The organism is Streptomyces sp. NPDC001373 (genome assembly GCF_042895815.1).
Classification (GTDB): Bacteria; Actinomycetota; Actinomycetes; order Streptomycetales; family Streptomycetaceae; genus Streptomyces.
Genome location: NZ_JBIAWQ010000001.1, coordinates 804259 through 821480 on the forward strand (window position 1 = coordinate 804259; position 17222 = coordinate 821480).

Annotated in this window: 18 protein-coding genes; 7 read left to right on the forward strand and 11 right to left on the reverse strand. The window is 72.8% G+C overall.

Annotated features, from left to right (window positions below; translation table 11 throughout):
- The first annotated feature begins 122 nt into the window (after positions 1-122).
- Positions 123-584 carry an SDR family NAD(P)-dependent oxidoreductase gene (locus tag ACFY15_RS03945; protein WP_390687761.1) on the forward strand — a complete coding sequence of 154 codons (462 nt, stop codon included), beginning with the start codon at positions 123-125 and terminating at the stop codon, positions 582-584.
- A 19-nt stretch (positions 585-603) separates the two neighbouring features.
- On the opposite strand, the gene ACFY15_RS03950 is transcribed toward ACFY15_RS03945, so the two are convergent.
- Positions 604-1650, reverse strand: a complete 1047-nt coding sequence (locus tag ACFY15_RS03950; protein WP_390687759.1) for an NAD(P)-dependent alcohol dehydrogenase — start codon at positions 1648-1650, stop codon at positions 604-606.
- Positions 1651-1847: 197 nt separating this feature from the next.
- Here ACFY15_RS03950 and ACFY15_RS03955 point away from each other — a divergent pair, with 197 nt between their 5' ends.
- On the forward strand, positions 1848-2753 hold the full coding sequence (locus ACFY15_RS03955) for a helix-turn-helix domain-containing protein (protein ID WP_390687757.1): 906 nt from the start codon (positions 1848-1850) through the stop codon (positions 2751-2753).
- Between the two features lie 58 nt (positions 2754-2811).
- Here the strand turns inward: ACFY15_RS03955 and ACFY15_RS03960 are convergent, their stop codons facing one another.
- The 4 genes from ACFY15_RS03960 to ACFY15_RS03975 all read right to left on the reverse strand — a co-directional run bounded on the left by ACFY15_RS03960 (position 2812) and on the right by ACFY15_RS03975 (position 6961).
- The gene (locus ACFY15_RS03960; protein ID WP_390687756.1) at positions 2812-3489 is read right to left on the reverse strand and encodes an ABC transporter ATP-binding protein; all 678 of its coding nucleotides are present in this window, start codon (positions 3487-3489) and stop codon (positions 2812-2814) included.
- A 48-nt stretch (positions 3490-3537) separates the two neighbouring features.
- Entirely contained in the window at positions 3538-5016 is a 1479-nt protein-coding gene (locus ACFY15_RS03965; protein ID WP_390824955.1) for an ABC transporter permease, read from the reverse strand.
- 259 nt (positions 5017-5275) lie between these two features.
- Positions 5276-6532, reverse strand: a complete 1257-nt coding sequence (locus tag ACFY15_RS03970; RefSeq protein ID WP_390687753.1) for an Ig-like domain-containing protein — start codon at positions 6530-6532, stop codon at positions 5276-5278.
- A 144-nt stretch (positions 6533-6676) separates the two neighbouring features.
- On the reverse strand, positions 6677-6961 hold the full coding sequence (locus ACFY15_RS03975; protein WP_390687752.1) for a hypothetical protein: 285 nt from the start codon (positions 6959-6961) through the stop codon (positions 6677-6679).
- 164 nt (positions 6962-7125) lie between these two features.
- Between ACFY15_RS03975 and ACFY15_RS03980 the strand changes: the two genes are divergently transcribed.
- On the forward strand, positions 7126-7452 hold the full coding sequence (locus tag ACFY15_RS03980; RefSeq protein ID WP_390687750.1) for a hypothetical protein: 327 nt from the start codon (positions 7126-7128) through the stop codon (positions 7450-7452).
- Positions 7453-7676: 224 nt separating this feature from the next.
- Here the strand turns inward: ACFY15_RS03980 and hutH are convergent, their stop codons facing one another.
- The 5 genes from hutH to ACFY15_RS04005 all read right to left on the reverse strand — a co-directional run bounded on the left by hutH (position 7677) and on the right by ACFY15_RS04005 (position 13854).
- Positions 7677-9218, reverse strand: coding sequence for a histidine ammonia-lyase (gene hutH / locus ACFY15_RS03985; protein ID WP_390687779.1), 1542 nt, complete (start codon positions 9216-9218; stop codon positions 7677-7679).
- Positions 9219-9339: 121 nt separating this feature from the next.
- Complete coding sequence (locus ACFY15_RS03990) at positions 9340-10464, reverse strand: diguanylate cyclase domain-containing protein (RefSeq protein ID WP_390687749.1); 1125 nt, start codon at positions 10462-10464, stop codon at positions 9340-9342.
- A 216-nt stretch (positions 10465-10680) separates the two neighbouring features.
- On the reverse strand, positions 10681-11490 hold the full coding sequence (locus tag ACFY15_RS03995) for an enoyl-CoA hydratase/isomerase family protein (protein WP_390687748.1): 810 nt from the start codon (positions 11488-11490) through the stop codon (positions 10681-10683).
- Between the two features lie 31 nt (positions 11491-11521).
- On the reverse strand, positions 11522-12679 hold the full coding sequence (locus ACFY15_RS04000) for an adenylate/guanylate cyclase domain-containing protein (protein ID WP_366450294.1): 1158 nt from the start codon (positions 12677-12679) through the stop codon (positions 11522-11524).
- A 308-nt stretch (positions 12680-12987) separates the two neighbouring features.
- Positions 12988-13854: a biotin--[acetyl-CoA-carboxylase] ligase gene (locus ACFY15_RS04005; RefSeq protein WP_390687747.1), complete on the reverse strand. Its 867-nt coding sequence runs from the start codon at positions 13852-13854 to the stop codon at positions 12988-12990.
- A gap of 131 nt (positions 13855-13985) precedes the next feature.
- On the opposite strand from ACFY15_RS04005, the gene ACFY15_RS04010 reads away from it, so the two are divergent.
- The 4 genes from ACFY15_RS04010 to ACFY15_RS04025 all read left to right on the forward strand — a co-directional run bounded on the left by ACFY15_RS04010 (position 13986) and on the right by ACFY15_RS04025 (position 16688).
- Positions 13986-15578, forward strand: coding sequence for an acyl-CoA carboxylase subunit beta (locus ACFY15_RS04010; RefSeq protein ID WP_390687746.1), 1593 nt, complete (start codon positions 13986-13988; stop codon positions 15576-15578).
- A 21-nt stretch (positions 15579-15599) separates the two neighbouring features.
- Positions 15600-15812 (forward strand): acyl-CoA carboxylase subunit epsilon, encoded by a 213-nt coding sequence (locus tag ACFY15_RS04015; RefSeq protein ID WP_390687778.1) that lies wholly within the window; start codon positions 15600-15602, stop codon positions 15810-15812.
- A 96-nt stretch (positions 15813-15908) separates the two neighbouring features.
- Entirely contained in the window at positions 15909-16043 is a 135-nt protein-coding gene (gene mmpB / locus ACFY15_RS04020) for a morphogenic membrane protein MmpB (RefSeq protein WP_390687745.1), read from the forward strand.
- Positions 16044-16079: 36 nt separating this feature from the next.
- Complete coding sequence (locus ACFY15_RS04025; protein ID WP_390824956.1) at positions 16080-16688, forward strand: nucleoside triphosphate pyrophosphatase; 609 nt, start codon at positions 16080-16082, stop codon at positions 16686-16688.
- Here ACFY15_RS04025 and ACFY15_RS04030 read toward each other — a convergent pair.
- Positions 16669-17106, reverse strand: coding sequence for a hypothetical protein (locus tag ACFY15_RS04030; protein WP_390687743.1), 438 nt, complete (start codon positions 17104-17106; stop codon positions 16669-16671). The two genes, ACFY15_RS04025 and ACFY15_RS04030, sit on opposite strands and share 20 nt — an antisense overlap.
- Positions 17107-17222 lie beyond the last annotated feature (116 nt).

Sequence of the window (17222 nt, forward strand, 5' to 3'; positions counted from 1 at the left end):
CCGACGCCGGTCGGGTGCGGGGGGCGTCCTTTCGGACGGGACGGCCCCCCGCACCCTGGGACCTCCGTCGCCGCGGGCCGGGGTTGACCTTGTCGTTGGTGGCAGGGTTGTTCCCTCGGGGCATGGGCATCGACAAGCAGAGCAGCGGTCGTCGCGTCGTCCTCGTCACGGGGGCCGGGACCGGGATCGGGCGGGCCGTCGCGCGGGCCTTCGCCGCCGGCGGGGACCTGGTGGTGGGCGGCGGGCGGCGGACGGGGCCGCTGGAGGAGACGGCCGGCTGGCACCCCGGGATACAGGTGCTGGCCGGGGACGTCGGCGGGGCCGGTGAGCCGGAGCGGATCGTCGCCGAGGTGCTCGGGGCGTACGGGCGGCTGGACGTCCGGGCCCTGCTCGACGCGGGGCTCACCCTGGACGACGTACGGGTGTTCCTGCCCTGCCTGGACGGGGACGTCGCCGCCGGGCCGCCCTCCCCGGAGGGGCTGGCGGTGGCCCGGCGGCGGCTGGCCGTCCTGGAGGCCCGGATCGCCGTGCAGGCGGCCGCGCGCGACCGACTGCGGGAGGCGCTCGACGGGGCCGGGCCGTAGCCCGGCCGGGCCGGGCGGGTCAGATGGTGGAGGCGTCGATCACGAAGCGGTAGCGGACATCGCTCGCCAGGACGCGCTCGTACGCCTCGTTGATGCGGTCGCCGCTGATCACCTCGACCTCCGAGCCCAGCCCGTGCTCCGCGCAGAAGTCGAGCATCTCCTGGGTCTCGGCGATGCTGCCGATCATGGAGCCGGCCAGGGTCCTGTTGCCGCCGATCACCGAGAACAGGTTCAGCTCCACCGGTTCCTCCGGGGCGCCGACGTTCACCAGCGCGCCGCCGACCCGCAGCAGGGCCAGGTAGCGGTCGAGGCCGAGCGGGGCCGAGACGGTGGACAGGATCAGGTCGAAACGGCCCCGCAGCTCCGTGAACGTGGCCTCGTCGCCGGTCGCGTAGTAGTGGTCGGCGCCCAGCCGCAGGCCGTCCTCCCGCTTGCGCAGGGTCTGCGACAGGACGGTCACCTCCGCGCCCAGCGCATGCGCGATCTTCACGCCCATGTGGCCGAGGCCGCCCAGGCCGATGACCGCGACCTTCTTGCCCGGGCCCGCCCCCCAGCGCTTCAGCGGGGAGTACAGGGTGATGCCGGCGCACAGCAGCGGCGCGGCGACGTCGAGGGCGAGGCCGTCGGGGATGCGGACGGCGTAGTTCTCATCGACGACCAGGTGCGTGGAGTAGCCGCCGTACGTGGGCTCGCCGTTCCTGTCGAGGGCGTTGTACGTGCCGGTCATGCCCTTGACGCAGTGCTGCTCCTGCCCGGCGAGGCAGTACTCGCACTCCCGGCAGGAGTCGACCATGCAGCCGACGCCCACCTGGTCGCCGACCGCGAACTTCGTGACGCCCGCGCCGGCTTCGGTGACGACACCGGCGATCTCGTGGCCCGGGACCATGGGGAAGATGCCCTCGCCCCAGCCGTCGCGGGCCTGGTGGATGTCGGAGTGGCAGATGCCGGCGTACTTGATCTCTATGAGGACGTCGTGCTCGCCGACCGGGCGGCGCGGAACGGTGGTGCGCTCCAGCGGGGCCTTGGGGGCGGGGGCGGCGTAGGCGGCTACCTGGGTGACGGGCATGGGGGTGTTCTCCTCGGACGAGGACGCCGGGCCCGCCGGTCTTCGGCCGGCCGGGGCGTCCGTGCTGCGATGACCCCACCTTGCCCCGGCGCGGCCCGCCCACCCAGCCCCCTGCGGAGCCTAGGACTGCCGGACCTACCCCTGGCGGGGTCAGGCTGAGCGCCGCGCCGGGCCGCGTCGCCACGGATACTTGCGCCATGGACCACCACCTGGACCAACGAGCCGAACTGGGGGACTTCCTCCGCACCTGCCGCGCCCGGCTGCGCCCCGAGGACGTGGGCCTGCCCGACCACGGGCGGCGCCGCCGGGTGCCTGGGCTGCGCCGGGAGGAGCTGGCGCAGCTGGCCGGGGTGTCGGTGGCGTACTACACGCGCCTCGAACAGGGCCACGGGCACAACGTGTCGGCGGAGGTCCTGGACGCCGTCGCGCGGGCGCTGCGCCTGAGCGGCACGGAGACGGCGCACCTGAACCACCTGGCGAGCCCGCGCACCCGCAGGCGCGGCCGCACCCGGCGCCCGCAGCAGGTCCGCCCGGAGCTGCGCACGCTGCTGGACGCGATGGAGGGCGTACCGGCGTACCTGGTGGGACGGCGCCAGGACGTGATCGGCTGGAACCGGCTGGCGGCGGCCGTGTTCGGGGACTTCGGGGCGCATCCGGCGGCGGAGCGGAACCTGGTGCGGCTGGTGTTCCTGGACCCGGCGACGGCGGAGCTGTACGCGGACTGGGAGTGCCGGGCCTGCGAGGTGGTCAGCAACCTGCGGCTGTACGCCGGCCAGCATCCGGACGACGAGCAGCTGACGGCACTGGTCGGGGAGCTGTCGGTGAAGAACGAGGAGTTCCGCCGGCTGTGGGCGGCGCACACGGTGGCCGACAAGACGCACGGGGTGAAGCGGCTGCGGCACCCGCTGGTGGGCGAGCTGGTCCTGGCCTTCGAGACGCTGACCCTGCCGGACGACCCGGCGCAGTTCCTGGTCACCTTCCACGCCGAGCCGGGCTCGCCGTCGGCGGACGCCCTGCGGCTGCTGTCGTCGTGGACCGCGCCCACGGCCCCGTCGGCAGCCCCCTCCTCCGCCTCCGCCCCGGGGCCGGCCGCCGCCCCGTAGGCCCGGGCACGCGCGTCGCCGCCGGGCCTGGGGTTTCCGGCGCGGCGGCGCGCGCGGCTCAGGGGTTCTCGGTGACCTTCACCCGCCCGCGCTCGATCGTCGCGAGCCGCGGGGCCCGCTTGGCGAGGGCGCTGTCGTGGGTGACCATCACGAAGGTCAGCCCGTGGTCCTTCCAGAGGCCTTCGAGCAGGTCCATGACCTCGTCGCGAGTGGACTCGTCGAGGTTGCCGGTCGGTTCGTCGGCGAGGAGCACCTTCGGCTTCTTCACCAGGGCGCGGGCGATCGCGACGCGCTGCTGCTGGCCGCCGGACATCTCGGCGGGCAGGTGGCCCATGCGCTCGCCGAGTCCGACCGACTCCAGTGCCTCGGCGGCCCGGGTGCGCCGCTCGGCCGCCTTGAGGCCGAGGGGGACGAGGGCCGTCTCGACGTTCTCCTGGGCGGTGAGCGTCGGGATCAGGTTGAAGGACTGGAAGACGAAGCCGATGCTCTCGGCGCGGACCTTGGTGAGCCGGGCCTCGGAGATCGTGGCCAGGTCGACCCCGTCGAGGACGACCTGGCCCGCGGTCGGCCGGTCGAGTCCGCCCAGCATCTGGAGCAGGGTGGACTTGCCTCCGCCGGTGGGGCCCTGGATGACGAGCCGGCCGCCGTCCTCGATGGTCAGGTCGACGCCGGCGAGCGCGTCGACGGTCTGCTTGCCGCGCTGGTAGCGCTTGGTGACTCCGGTGAGCTGGTACATCTTCTTCCCTCGGGTGGTGGTGTGTGCGTACGGGCGGACGTGCGCGGGCTACTCGACACGGCGCAGGGCGTCCGCCGGCCGCAGCCGGGAGGCGCGCCAGCCGCCGAAGCCGCCCGCGACGAGGCCGCCCGCGACGGCCAGGGCCACGGCGAGGCCGATGGTGGAGAGGGAGACGGGCGCGGTGAGGGCCACGTCCACGGCCTTGGCGGCCGCGTGGCGGGCTCCCTGCCCGAACATGCGGCCCCCGCCGCCGCCCGCACCCCGGCCCCCGCCCCCGCCGCCGCCGAGGTGCGCGGTGAGGCTGGGGCTGGCGGCGGTGATGGCGTATGCGGCGGCGAGTCCGAGCCCGATCCCGAGGGCGCCGCCGATCAGGCCGTTGACCAGGGCTTCTCCGGCGACCTGGCGGGTCACGCGGCTGCTCTTCCAGCCGAGGGCCTTGAGGGTGCCGAACTCGCGGACGCGGCGGGAGACTGCGGAGGAGGTGAGGAGGCCCGCGACGAGGAAGGCGGCGGCGAGGACGGTGTAGGAGAGCCAGGTGCCGACGGTGGAGGCGAGGGAGGAGGCCGTGGACAGCGATCCGGAGACGGTGTCGGCGAGGTCGGCGGAGGTGGTGACGGTGGTGTCGGGGACGTTCTTCTGGATGGCCTGCTTGACGGAGCCGATCGCCTGGGAGTCCTTCGCCTGGACGTAGACCGTGGTGATCTTGTCGGGGGTGGCGGCGAGGGCCTGGGCCTGCTTGAGGGGGACGTAGAGGTTGGCGGCGGCGTCGCCGCTGTCGGCGGTGGCGATGCCGACGACCTTGAACTTGGTGTTCTTGACGGTGACTTCGGCGCCCACGTCGAGCTTGTTCTTCTGGGCGTAGGCACTGTCGAGGACGGCGACGGCGGCGTCGGCCTCGCCCGTCTGGAAACCGCGGCCCGAGGTGATCTTCGAGGTGGTCAGCGGGCCCATGGCGGGCTGGGCGACGTCCGTGCCGTACACGGAGAAGGAGTTGACGTCGAAGTCGGCTCCGCCGCCCTGCACGGTGTCGCTCCGGCCCCCGCCGGAGCGGCCGCTGCCCTGGCCGCCCTGGCCCTGGCCGCCTTCGGCGCGCCGCAGTTCGCCGCGCTTGAACTGGCCGTTGACCTTGACGACCTGGAGGCTGAGCCCGCCGACGGCCTTGGCCACCCCGTCCTGGCCCTCGACCTTGGCGACGGTGGCGGCGTCGAGGGTCTCGAAGCCCTGGGGGATCACCATGTCGCTGCTCTGCTCGCCGTCACCGCCTTCCCCCTCACCCTTGGCGTCGAAGCGGAACCGCGGGCGGTTGCCGTTCGCGCCTTCTTCCGGCGGCTTCTGGGCCTTGGTGACGGTCATGTCCGTGCCCAGGCCGTAGAGCGACTGGAGGACCTTGTCCTGCGCCGCGCTCATGCCGGCGGAAACGGAGGTGACGACGATGACGAGGGCGATGCCGAGGGCGAGCCCCGAGGCGACGACGAGCGCGGCCTTCCGGCGTCGGCGCAGCTCGCGCCGGAGGTAGGTGAAGAACATGCGGGCGAAGCTAGGAACGACCCGTGATGGACGGATAAGCCTCGGGTGAGAGAAGGATAAGAAGACGTCCCAGCGGGCGGATCCACAGCTCGCACACAGCTCCCACAGCTTCCGCACAGGATCCGCCTCCGCCCCCGGCCGGCGGCGGACGGGTCTGCGGCAGGGGCGGCGGCGGGGGCGGCGGGGGCGGCGGAAAAGCGGAACGGCGGGGAGCCCCAGAGGGCTCCCCGCCGTCGCCGTTCAGCGGTCCGGTGTCACCTCACGCGGACGGGCCGGCCTTCCACTCCGCCCAGCTCATGTTCCAGCCGTTGAGGCCGTTGTCCGGCTTGATGGTCTTGTCCGGGGAGTTCACCACGGTGACCACGTCGCCGATGAGCGAGTTCTCGAAGAACCACGCGCCCGCGGTGTCCGGGTCGTTGGCGCCCTTGGCGTCGTTCAGGCCGACACAGCCGTGGCTGGTGTTCACGCTGCCGAAGATCGAGTCGGCACCCCAGTAGTTGCCGTGGATGAACGTGCCCGACGTGGACAGCCGCATCGCGTGCGGGACGTCCTTGATGTCGTACTCGCCCTTGCCCTCACTGTTCTTGAAGCCGACAGTGGAGCCGTCCATCCGGGTCTCCTTGAACTTCTCGGAGATCACCATCTGACCGTTGTAGGTCGGGTTTTCCGGGGAGCCCGCCGAGATCGGGATGGTCTTGAGGACCTGGCCGTCGCGGGTGACCGTCATCTTCTTGGTCTTCGTGTCGACCGTGGAGACCTGGCTCCGGCCGATCTTGAAGGTGACGGTCTTGTTCTGCACGCCCTGAATGCCGGGGCCGCCCTGCACGCCCTGGAGCGCCAGCTTCAGGGTGACGGTGGAGTTCGCCTGCCAGTACTGCTCCGGACGGAAGTCCAGGCGCTGGTTGCCGAACCAGTGGCCGACGACCTCCTGGCCGCTGCTGGAGGTGACCGTGATGGCCGCCTGGACGGCCTTCGTGTCCTTGATCGGCTTGTTGAAGTTGATCGAGACCGGCATGCCCACGCCGACCGTCTGACCCTCTTCCGGCGTGTAGTCGCCGATGAAGCTGTTCTCGGGCGAGAGCGTCGTGAAGGAGGCGTTCTCGTGCGCCTCGCGCCCGGCCTCGTCCTTCGCGGTCGCCGCCAGGGCGTACTTCGTGGAGCGCTTCAGCGCGGCGTCCGGCTTCCAGCTCTTGCCGTCGGCGGATATCTTGCCCGCGACGGCCGCGCCGTCCGAGCTCTTCAGCTCGACCTTGGTGAGCGTTCCGTCACTGACCGCGACGCTCGCCCCGTCGGTCGTGGCTATGTTGGTGGCGCCGTCCTTGGGCGTGATCACTATCTTCGCCTTGGAGGCGTCCTTCGCCGCCGCCGCGTCGACATCGGCCTGCGACTTGGCCGCGTCCCCGCCCTGAGACTTGTCGGAACCCCCGTCGTTGCAGGCCGAAAGCATCAGTACGCCACCGAGCACGGCGGACACGGCCACCAGGGACCTTCGCCGCCGCTTGCTGTACGTCCTCACACGTCACTCCATCGTTGCCGGAAACCCCGAGGCTGCATTCCCGGGATCGGGCCGGGCAGGGGGGATCACCCCCTGCACGTCCTGACAACGCGTTAACGATGCGGTTCGGTTCCACACTCAGTTCGAATGTGTGCAACCCCACGGTCAGGCGTTGTCGGCCTCTTCTTCGAAGACCCCATCTTCCTCGCCCAGGTCCCACTCCAGGGACTCGGGGTCGTATGCGACGGGTTCGCTGCTCCAGGAGGCCTGGGCCAGCTCCACACCGGCGAGCTCGACGACCAGGTCGGTCGGGTCGACGAGGTAGGCCAGGGCCTCCGACTCGTCTTCCCTCACGGCGGACTCGGCGTGGCCGCGTTCCTCGTCCGGCATGAACTCGTCGGCCTTGATGTGGTCGAGGGCGGCACCGATGAGGGCATCGGAATCCGTCACCTCCAGCACCAAATCGACCCGAAGCCGTACGTATCGTGATGTCTCAGAAGGGTTCATACGACGGAGAGTAAGCCCCTGACAGCCTCGACTTTCCCGCGACCCGCCCCTTTCACTAGCATCTGCGCACACGGCCAATTCGCTGCTTCCGCAAGGGGGATCGCACCGTGTCCGCACCTCGACCGCTGCTCACCGCTCTCGGAGCGACCACCCTCCTCGCCGCCCTCTGGTTCGTCCCGTCGGCGAACGCCACGGCTCCGGAACCCGAGACCTCCTCCGGAGCCCCCGCCGCCGCCAACACGGGCACCGTCACGGGCGAGGGCACGGGCGACGGCACCATCGCCCCGGAGACACGCCCAGCGACGGTCACGGTCCTCTCCCTGGCGGACACGGGCAGCGTCGACACCACCCCGTACGTCATGGGCGGCACCCTCTGCCTGGGCCTGGGAGCCGGCTTCGTCACCTTCTCGATCCGCCGCTCCCGGGTGGCGTAGCCGGGCGGGCGGGGGGACGTCCTCACCCCTGGCAGAACCGGACAGCGGACCGGGACCCGGCAGAGCGGGGCCTCACCCGGCGGTCCGGGAAGGTCTCGCCCCCCAAACCGGTCGGCTTCTCTCGTCCGCCCGGCCGATTCACCGCCAGGCCCCCGCACCCCGCGAAAACACCGGAGGCCGCGCCCCCGGGCATCCGGGGGTGCGGCCTCCGTCGTCGGGGGGGATTACGCCAGCGGGCCCGTCACCGGTTCCACCGCCGCCACCAGGCCGCCCGAGCGGACGAAGGCGTCGGCCGCCGCGAGGTCCGGGGCCAGGAAGCGGTCCGGGCCGGGGCCCTCGACGCCCGCCGCGCGGACCGCCGCGAGGGCGGCCTGGCTGGCCGGGGCCGGGGTGAGGCCGTGGCGCAGCTCCAGGGCACGGGTGGCCGCGTACAGCTCGATGGCGATGATGCGGGTCAGGTTGTCGACCGCGGTGCGCAGCTTGCGCGCCGCCGACCAGCCCATGGAGACGTGGTCCTCCTGCATGGCGGAGGACGGGATGGAGTCGGCCGAGGCCGGGACGGCGAGCCGCTTCATCTCGCTGACCAGGGCGGCCTGCGTGTACTGGGCGATCATCAGGCCGGAGTCGACGCCGGCGTCGTCCGCGAGGAACGGCGGCAGGCCGTGCGAGCGGTTCTTGTCGAGGAGCCGGTCGGTGCGCCGTTCGGCGATGGAGCCCAGGTCCGCGGCGGCGATGGCCAGGAAGTCCAGGACGTAGGCGACGGGCGCGCCGTGGAAGTTGCCGTTGGACTCCACGCGGCCGTCGGGCAGCACGACCGGGTTGTCGACGGCGGAGGCCAGCTCGCGGGAGGCGACCAGGGCGGCGTGCGCCATGGTGTCGCGGCCGGCGCCGGCGACCTGGGGGGCGCAGCGCACGGAGTAGGCGTCCTGCACGCGGGGCGCGGACTCCTCCTGGAAGTGGCCGGTGAGCCCGGAGCCCTTGAGGACGGCGGCCATGTTGGCGGCGGCGGCGCCCTGGCCGGGGTGGGGGCGGATGGCGTGCAGTTCGGGCGCGAGGACCTTCTCGGTGCCGAGCAGGGCCTCGAGGGTGAGGGCGGCGGTGATGTCGGCGGAGGTGTAGAGGGTGCGCAGGTCGGCGAGGGCCATGACGAGCATGCCGAGCATGCCGTCGGTGCCGTTGAGGAGGGCGAGGCCCTCCTTCTCGCGGAGCTCGACGGGCTCGATGCCGTGCTCGGCGAGGAGTTCGCCGGCCGGGCGGACGACGCCGTCGGGGCCCTCGGCGTCGCCTTCGCCCATGAGGGCGAGGGCACAGTGGGAGAGCGGCGCGAGGTCGCCGGAGCAGCCGAGGGAGCCGTACTCGTGGACGACGGGGGTGATGCCGGCGTTGAGCAGGTCGGCCATGGTCTGGGCGACGGAGGGCCGTACGCCGGTGTGCCCGGAAGCCACCGTCTTCAGGCGCAGGAACATCAGGGCGCGGACGACCTCGCGCTCGACGTGCGGGCCCATGCCGGCGGCGTGCGAGCGGACGATGTTGCGCTGGAGCTGCGCGCGCAGCTCGGGGCTGATGTGCCGGGAAGCGAGGGCGCCGAAGCCGGTCGAGACGCCGTAGACGGGCTCGGGCTTGGCGGCGAGCGCGTCTACGATCTCGCGGGCGCGGCCGAGGGCTTCGAGCGCCTCGCCGGACAGCTCGACCCGCGCGTTGCCTCGGGCGACGGCGATGACGTCCTCGGCGGTGGTCCCGGAGGTCCCCACCACGACAGTGTGCATATCCATATTCAGCACCCTACGGACTGAATCCCTTCATGTCACTAGCCAGAAATGTCACGATCGGGTCCGCCGGTTACCCCTTACGGATCAACCCCGCCGGCAGCGCCCGCCCCACCTGCGCCTACAGCTCCTGCTGCCGCCCCCGGAACCGCCGCCGCTCGCCCGGAGCCTCCCGCGCCGCGGCGTCGGCCAGCCGGACCACCGCGGTGTCCCGCCCCGCGACCACCGGGCCTACCGACCGGGCGGCCTTCGCCTTGTACTGCGCGGCGTCCGCAAGCCGGAACAGCCGCCGGGAGGACTTCACCGGCCCGATCGGGTCCCCGGTGGAGGCCACCCCGCAGGCCACGCCCTCCCCCAGCTCCAGCGAGGCGGCCCGCGCGCACACCTCCTCGGTGACCCGCACCACCTCGTCCGCCGACGGGCCCACGCCGACCAGGCAGAACTCGTCCCCGCCCAGCCGTGCGACCAGTGCGCCCGCGAGCATGGCCCCGCACAGGCTGAGCACCGAGCCGAAACGTTCCAGCAACCGATCGCCCGCGGCGTGCCCGAGGGTGTCGTTCACCTTCTTCAGGCCGTTCAGATCGCAGACGACCAGGCTCACCACCGCACCCGTGCGCCGGTGCTCCTCCAGGGCCTCGTCGAGCCGCATGTCCACGGCCCGCCGGTTGGCCAGGCCGGTCAGCGGGTCGGTGAAGGCCAGCCGCCGGGCCTCCTCCAGGCGCTCGTTCTGCGCGAGCCCGGCCGCCACGACGGCCGCCAGGACGGTCGCGAACTCCGCGTCGGTGTCGTCGAAGCCGTCCAGCCCGGCATTCCGGGCGACGTACAGCTCCCCCCAGGCGCGCCCGCTGAGCACGATCGGCGCCACCACGCACGTCCCGCGCCCGCGCGCCCTCAGGGCCGCGCTCCGGCGCCCCGGCCGGCCGCCGTCGGCGCTGTCGACCCAGGCGTGCGGCCCGCCGCCGCCGACCCAGCGTTCGTGCAGGAACTCGGTGATCTCCGGGAAGTCGTGCACCGGGTAGGACTCGTCCTCGGGGAACTCCTCCTCCCCGGCCCGCAGCTCCCCCTCGTTCACCAGGACCCGCAGCCGGCCCCGCTCCCGCTCCCAGGCCGAGATGGCGGCGAAGGATCCGTCCATCGCCAGCCGGGCCCCCCGGGCGGCGGCCCGGACACTGTCCCGCGGCGCGCAGGCCGCCGCCATGGCCTGCGCGAGGCCCACGACGGCCCGAAGCCGCCCGTCAACTCCCATCACCCCAGACTAGGGAGTTTTATCCGATTTAGTGATGAAAACCACGATTTTGGGTGATCTCGAAACCGCACCACGCGGCGGCGCCGCACGAGCGGCACCACGGACCACCACCGCACGACCGGCACCACGGGCCACCGCCGCGCGGCCGGCCCCACGCCGGCCACCGCCGCGCGGCCGCCCCTGCCGCCCCTGCCGACGCCGCGCAGCCGGCCCGTCCTACTGCCCGGGCCACTCCGGCTTGCGCTTCTCGTTGAACGCCGCCACGCCCTCCGCCCGGTCGCCCGAGAAGGCCACCGTCCGCCAGGCCGCGTCCTCGATCTCCAGCCCGGCCGCCAGGTCCATCCCGTGCCCCAGCCGCAGCGCCCGCTTGGCCGCGCGCAGTCCGACCGGGGAGTTCGCCGCCATCGCCGCGGCCAGCTCCAGCGCCCGCGCACGGTCCTCGCCGGCCGGGGCCACCTCGTCGACCAGCCCCAGGGACAGGGCCTCGGCCGCCTCCACCCGGCGGGCCGTGAAGATCAGCTCGGCGGCCCGCGCCGCCCCGACCCGGCGCGGCAGCAGCTGCGTGCCGCCACCGCCCGGGATCACGCCCACCGACACCTCCGGCAGCCCCACGACCGCCGTCGCGTCGGCCACGATCACGTCGCAGGCCAGCGCCAGCTCGAAGCCGCCGCCCAGCGCGAAGCCGTGCACCGCCGCGATCGTCGGCATCGGCAGCTCCAGCACGCCCCCGTACGCACCCCGGGTGGTCGGCCGCTGGCGCACCAGCTCGGCGTCCGACAGCGAGTTGCGCTCCTTGAGGTCCGCCCCCACGCAGAAGGCCCGCTCGTGGGTCGAGGTCAGCACGACGACCCGTACGCCGGGATCGGCCGCGAGCGCGTCGCAGGCGGCGGAGATCGAGCGCGCCATCTCCGTCGAGACGGCGTTCATCGCCTTGGGCCGGTCCAGCACCAGCTCGGCGACCACGTCGCCGTCACCGTGCCGCCGCACCGCCACGAACTCGCCGTAACGGCTCTCGCTCCTGCCCACGGCACACTCTCCCCGGAAAAGTTAACGAACGTTACCCCGGGATCTTAGGCGTCCGCCGCGTCAACGACCAGGGCTCCACGACACCCAGTCCGCGCACCGGCCGCTGCCACATCGGCTGGAGCGCGAAACGGTACGAGCCGCCGCCCTCCTCCTTCTCCGCCGACTTCTCCGACACCGGCGCCGCGCCCACCCGGCCCAGCTCCTCGGCCATCGCGCCGTCCACCAGCACCGCGTCCTTCGGCGCTATCGACGTCAGCCGGCTGGCCAGGTTCACCGTCGTCCCGAAGACGTCGCCCATCCGGGTCGTCACCGTCCCGAACGCGATGCCCACGCGCAGTTCCGGCATCTGCGCGTCCGCCTCCATCGTCTCGATCAGCCGCAGCGCGATCTCCGCCGCCGTCGCCGCGTCGTCGGCGGCGTACAGCACCTCGTCGCCGAGCGTCTTGATCAGCCGGCCGCCGTGCGCGGCGACCAGGTCCGCCGCCGTCGTCTCGAAGGACTCGACCAGCTCGCCGAGTTCCTCCTCCTCCAGCCGCCGGGTCAGCCGAGTGAAGCCCACCAGGTCGGCGAAGCCCACCGCGAGCCGCCGGTCGACCATCTCCTCGTCGTCCGCGACCTGCACCACCCGGCCCGTGGCCGCCGCCAGCTGGCGCCGCCACACGTAGACGAGGAACTCCTCCAGCTCCGGCAGCAGCAGCTCGACCAGCGGGTACGTGACCTCCGTGCGGGTCATCCCGGGCTCCGGCGGCTCCGTCAGCCCCTCCAGGAAGGAGTCGATCTGCCATTCCGCCAGGCGGGCGGTGGTCTGCCCGGTGGAACGCGCCACCTGCACCGCCATCGGCTCGCTCAGCAGCCCCGCCTCCACCAGGCCGGCCAGGCGCCGCAGCGCCAGCACGTCGGCCTCCGTCAGCGCCTTGGCCTGCCCGATGTCCGCGAAGCCCATGGCCCGCCAGAAGCGGGAGGCCAGCTCCATCGAGACGCCGGCGCTGCGGGCCGCCTGGAAGGGCGTGTAGCGGCGCTCGGCGCCCAGGATGAGCTGCTCCAGCCGGATGGCGAGCGGGTCGGCCGTGGGCTGGGCCGCGTGGTCCACCTCGTGGAAGGGGGTGTGCCGGTCCCGCCCGATCGGGGTGCCGGGACCTCCCGCGGAGCCGGACGAGGACGCGCTGGACGTAGAGTCGTCGACGGTCAAGGGCCGCCTCCTGTCCATTCCGTGCGCACAGCCGAACCGGTTGATCACCGCGAGGACCGGGATCGCCTAAACCATACGGCAGGTGTGCCGTAGCTCACTCCCCCCTCTTCCGGGACGCTCTTCGCCTCCGGGGCGCCGGAGCCCGGCCCACGGGTCCGCGCGTGCCTGAAAACCGCTCGTTCCCGGCGGTTTCCCCCGCGCGCCCGGTCCCGTTCCCGGGCGCGCGCCTCCGCATCAGCGCCGCGTGACCGCTTCGGCCAGACAGGTCACCGGCGGGACCGGCGCCGCCTCCCGCCCCGGCCCGGCCCCTACCGCGCCGGCCTGAGGTGGACCACGTCGCCCGCTCCCACCGCCACCCGCTCGTCCTCGGCCGTCCGGATGACCAGGTGCCCGTCGGTGTCCAGCGCCTCGGCCGTACCGGTGAGCGTCCGGCCGCCCGGCAGGTCGGCCCGGACGTGCCGGCCGAGCGTGGCGCAGCCGGCGGCGTACGTCTCCTGGAGCCCGCTGTCCCCCGGGTCCCCGGCGGCGTCGCGCCAGCGCCCGTACCACTCCTCCAGCGACCGCAGCACGGCCTTCAGCAGCGGCTCCCGGTCCGTGACCGTCGCCTTCGCCAGGGCCAGGGAGCCCGCCCCGGGCACGGGGAGCTCGTCCTCGGTGAGGGTCACGTTCAGGCCGATCCCGATGACCACCCCGTCGCCCACCCGCTCGGCGAGGATGCCGCCGGCCTTGCGCTCCTCGCCGTCCACGGTCACCAGCAGGTCGTTGGGCCACTTGAGCAGGGTGTCCACGCCCGCCGCGCGCGAGAGCCCGGTCGCCGCGGCCACCCCGGCGAGCAGGGTCAGCCACGCCCACCGCTCCTCCGGCACACCCGGGCCGGGCTTGAGCAGGACGGAGACGAACAGCCCGGACCGGGCCGGCGCGACCCAGCTGCGGTCGAGCCGACCACGACCGGCGGTCTGCTCCTCGGCGACCAGCACGGCCCCCTCGGGCAGCTCGGCGGCCCGGGCGGCGAGATCGGTGTTGGTGGACCCGGTGGAGGCGACGACCTCCAACGAGGTCCACAGGCCGTCGGGGGTGACGAGCGCCTTGGTCAGCGCGGAGGCGTTCAGTGGCGGGCGGTCCAGGTTCGACCAGCGGCCCGCGCCCGCTCCGGCTGAAGCATCTTGTGGAGTCATGCAAGCCAATGTAGGTGTGTCAAACGCCGCACTGCCGAGCGCCATGCCCGCCGATACGCTACGCACCAGTAGCCAGCAGCAGTCAATCAATTGACCAGGCAGTTGACACCACACAGGGAGCCGCGACCCCGATGTCCCAACCCTCAGAGCCGATCGACATGCACACGACCGCGGGCAAGCTCGCGGACCTGCGGCGCCGAGTCGAGGAAGCCACGCACGCCGGTTCCGGGCGCGCCGTCGAGAAGCAGCACGCCAAGGGCAAGCTGACGGCGCGTGAGCGGGTCGCGCTGCTGCTGGACGAGGGGTCGTTCGTCGAGCTGGACGAGTTCGCCCGGCACCGGTCGACCAACTTCGGGCTGGAGAGGACCCGCCCCTACGGCGACGGCGTCGTCACCGGCTACGGCACGGTGGACGGCCGTCCGGTGGCCGTGTTCTCGCAGGACTTCACCGTCTTCGGCGGGGCCCTCGGCGAGGTCTACGGCCAGAAGATCATCAAGGTGATGGACTTCGCGCTGAAGACCGGCTGCCCCGTCATCGGCATCAACGACTCCGGCGGCGCCCGTATCCAGGAGGGCGTCAGCGCGCTGGGCATGTACGGCGAGATCTTCCGCCGCAACGTCCACGCCTCGGGCGTGATCCCGCAGATCAGCCTGGTCGTCGGCCCCTGCGCGGGCGGCGCGGTGTACTCCCCCGCCATCACGGACTTCACGGTCATGGTGGACCAGACCTCGCACATGTTCATCACCGGCCCCGACGTCATCAAGACGGTCACCGGCGAGGACGTCGGCTTCGAGGAGCTGGGCGGTGCGCGCACCCACAACTCCACCTCGGGCGTGGCGCACCACATGGCGGGCGACGAGAAGGACGCCATCGAGTACGTGAAGTCGCTGCTCGCGTACCTGCCGTCGAACAACCTGTCGGAGCCGCCGGCCTTCCCGGAGGAGGCGGACACCGAGGTCTCCGACGCCGACCTCGAGCTCGACGTGCTGATCCCCGACAGCGCGAACCAGCCGTACGACATGCACACCGTGATCGAGCACGTGCTCGACGACGGGGAGTTCCTGGAGACCCAGTCCCTGTTCGCCCCGAACATCCTCACCGGCTTCGGCCGGGTCGAGGGACACCCGGTGGGCGTGGTCGCCAACCAGCCGATGCAGTTCGCCGGCTGCCTGGACATCAACGCCTCGGAGAAGGCCGCGCGCTTCGTGCGGACCTGCGACGCCTTCAACATCCCGGTGCTGACCTTCGTCGACGTGCCGGGCTTCCTCCCGGGCACCGACCAGGAGTACAACGGAATCATCCGGCGCGGGGCGAAGCTCATCTACGCCTACGCCGAGGCCACCGTCCCCCTCATCACCGTCATCACCCGCAAGGCCTTCGGCGGCGCCTACGACGTCATGGGCTCCAAGCACCTCGGCGCGGACCTGAACCTGGCCTGGCCGACCGCCCAGATCGCCGTCATGGGCGCGCAGGGCGCGGTGAACATCCTGCACCGGCGCACGATCGCGGAGGCCGCACCGGAGGAGGTGGAGGAGACCCGTGCCCGGCTCATCACCGAGTACGAGGACACCCTGCTCAACCCCTACACGGCCGCCGAGCGCGGCTACATCGACGCGGTGACCATGCCGTCCGAGACCCGCGCCCACGTGGTGAAGGGCCTGCGGCAGCTGCGCACCAAGCGGGAGTCGCTGCCCCCGAAGAAGCACGGCAACATCCCCCTCTAGGTTCCCGAGGAGCTCACAGTGGTGATCAAGGTCGTCAAGGGCAACCCGACCCCCGAGGAGCTGGCCGCCGCACTGGCGGTGGTCCGACTGCGCGCGGCGGCGATGGCCTCGGCCCCGTCGGGCGCGCCCCGGGTCCCGGACGAGTGGGCCGCGCCGGCCCGGGTGGCCCGCCGGCACGCGCTGCGGCCGGGGCCGCGGGCGTGGGGCCGTACGTACTGGCCCAGCCAGGGCTGAGCCGTCCCCCGCCGGGGGAAAGATGGCGCGAACGGACGGTGGCGCCTGAGTACCCGTACTCAGGCGCCACCGGCGTGCCGGGGAAAGGATCGGAGCATGCTCTGGTCAGACCCGAAGGACGAGCCGCCGAAGGACATGCGCGACGCCCAGGCGATGCTGCGGCGGATGCTGGTGGTGGTGCTGCTGGCGGTGCTGGTCGGCGTGTACGTCCTCGGCGTGGCCCCGTTCTAGGTCCGCCCCCGGATCCGGTCCGCGGGCCGCCCTACGATGGCCCTCATGACCGTACGCACGCTCGTCCTCGCCTCCGCCTCCCCCGCCCGGCTGAACCTGCTGCGGCAGGCCGGTCTGGCCCCGCACGTGATCGTCAGCGGCTTCGACGAGGACACGCTGAACCACGACAACCCGGCCGACCTGGCGCTGGCCCTGGCCGAGGCCAAGGCGGGCCTGGTGGCGGAGCTCCCCGATGCCGCCGGCGCGCTGGTGATCGGCTGCGACTCGGTGCTGGAGCTGGACGGCGAGGCGCTGGGCAAGCCGGCGGACGCGGCGGAGGCCACGGCCCGCTGGAAGTCGATGCGCGGGCGGGCCGGCGTGCTGCGCACGGGGCACTGCGTCATCGACACGGCGTCGGGGCGCCAGGTCTCGGCGACGGCCTCGACGACGGTCCGCTTCGGCGAGCCGACGGACGCGGAGGTGGCGGCGTACGTGGAGAGCGGCGAGCCGCTGCACGTGGCCGGTGCGTTCACCCTGGACGGGCTGTCGTCGGCGTTCATCGACGGCATCGAGGGGGACCCCGGCAACGTCATCGGCCTGTCGATGCCGCTGCTGCGCTCCCTGCTGGGGGAACTGGACGTCTCCATCACGGAATTGTGGGTCTGAGCCCCTTCCCGGGTGCCGTCGGCGCCGCCCGGTCGGCGTGGAGGGTCAGGGTCAGCACGATCAGGCAGAAGACCGCCGTCGTCGCCGCGAAGGCGTCCCAGCCGACGAGTCCGACGGCGAGGGCGCCGAGCACCCCGTGGGTGACGGCGGCGGCGACCAGGACGGCCCGGGCGATACGGCCGGGCGGGCGGTCGCGCAGGGCGGCCACGGCGAGGAGTACGGCGGTCAGCAGGAGGAACGCGCCGATGGCAGCGCCCAGGCCGTAGGCGGCCTTGGACATGACGTCGGGATCGCTGCCCGCGACCGACATCGACTGGTCGGCGGTCGTCCGGCCGAGCACCAGATGGACGAGCACGAGCACCGCCGCCTCCGCGACGAGCGCGAGCGCGCCCAGCCCCGCCACGAGTCTGCGCAGCACGACGCCCCCATCCCTCCCACGCCACAAGCGTGTTCGACGCCACGGAGGCTACTAACGAGTAAACCTGCGGACAAGGGGTCGCGGCGGCTTCGTTACAGGAGGGGGGCCGTGACGGC

What these genes read in the sequence shown, in the direction of transcription:
- ACFY15_RS03945 (WP_390687761.1), top strand. Translation starts at nt 123, where the DNA reads ATGGGCATCGACAAGCAGAGCAGCGGTCGTCGCGTCGTCCTCGTCACG.
- ACFY15_RS03950 (WP_390687759.1), bottom strand. Translation starts at nt 1,650, where the DNA reads ATGCCCGTCACCCAGGTAGCCGCCTACGCCGCCCCCGCCCCCAAGGCC.
- ACFY15_RS03955 (WP_390687757.1), top strand. Translation starts at nt 1,848, where the DNA reads ATGGACCACCACCTGGACCAACGAGCCGAACTGGGGGACTTCCTCCGC.
- ACFY15_RS03960 (WP_390687756.1), bottom strand. Translation starts at nt 3,489, where the DNA reads ATGTACCAGCTCACCGGAGTCACCAAGCGCTACCAGCGCGGCAAGCAG.
- ACFY15_RS03965 (WP_390824955.1), bottom strand. Translation starts at nt 5,016, where the DNA reads ATGTTCTTCACCTACCTCCGGCGCGAGCTGCGCCGACGCCGGAAGGCC.
- hutH (WP_390687779.1), bottom strand. Translation starts at nt 9,218, where the DNA reads ATGCACACTGTCGTGGTGGGGACCTCCGGGACCACCGCCGAGGACGTC.
- ACFY15_RS03990 (WP_390687749.1), bottom strand. Translation starts at nt 10,464, where the DNA reads ATGGGAGTTGACGGGCGGCTTCGGGCCGTCGTGGGCCTCGCGCAGGCC.
- ACFY15_RS04005 (WP_390687747.1), bottom strand. Translation starts at nt 13,854, where the DNA reads ATGACTCCACAAGATGCTTCAGCCGGAGCGGGCGCGGGCCGCTGGTCG.
- ACFY15_RS04010 (WP_390687746.1), top strand. Translation starts at nt 13,986, where the DNA reads ATGTCCCAACCCTCAGAGCCGATCGACATGCACACGACCGCGGGCAAG.
- mmpB (WP_390687745.1), top strand. Translation starts at nt 15,909, where the DNA reads ATGCTCTGGTCAGACCCGAAGGACGAGCCGCCGAAGGACATGCGCGAC.
- ACFY15_RS04025 (WP_390824956.1), top strand. Translation starts at nt 16,080, where the DNA reads ATGGCCCTCATGACCGTACGCACGCTCGTCCTCGCCTCCGCCTCCCCC.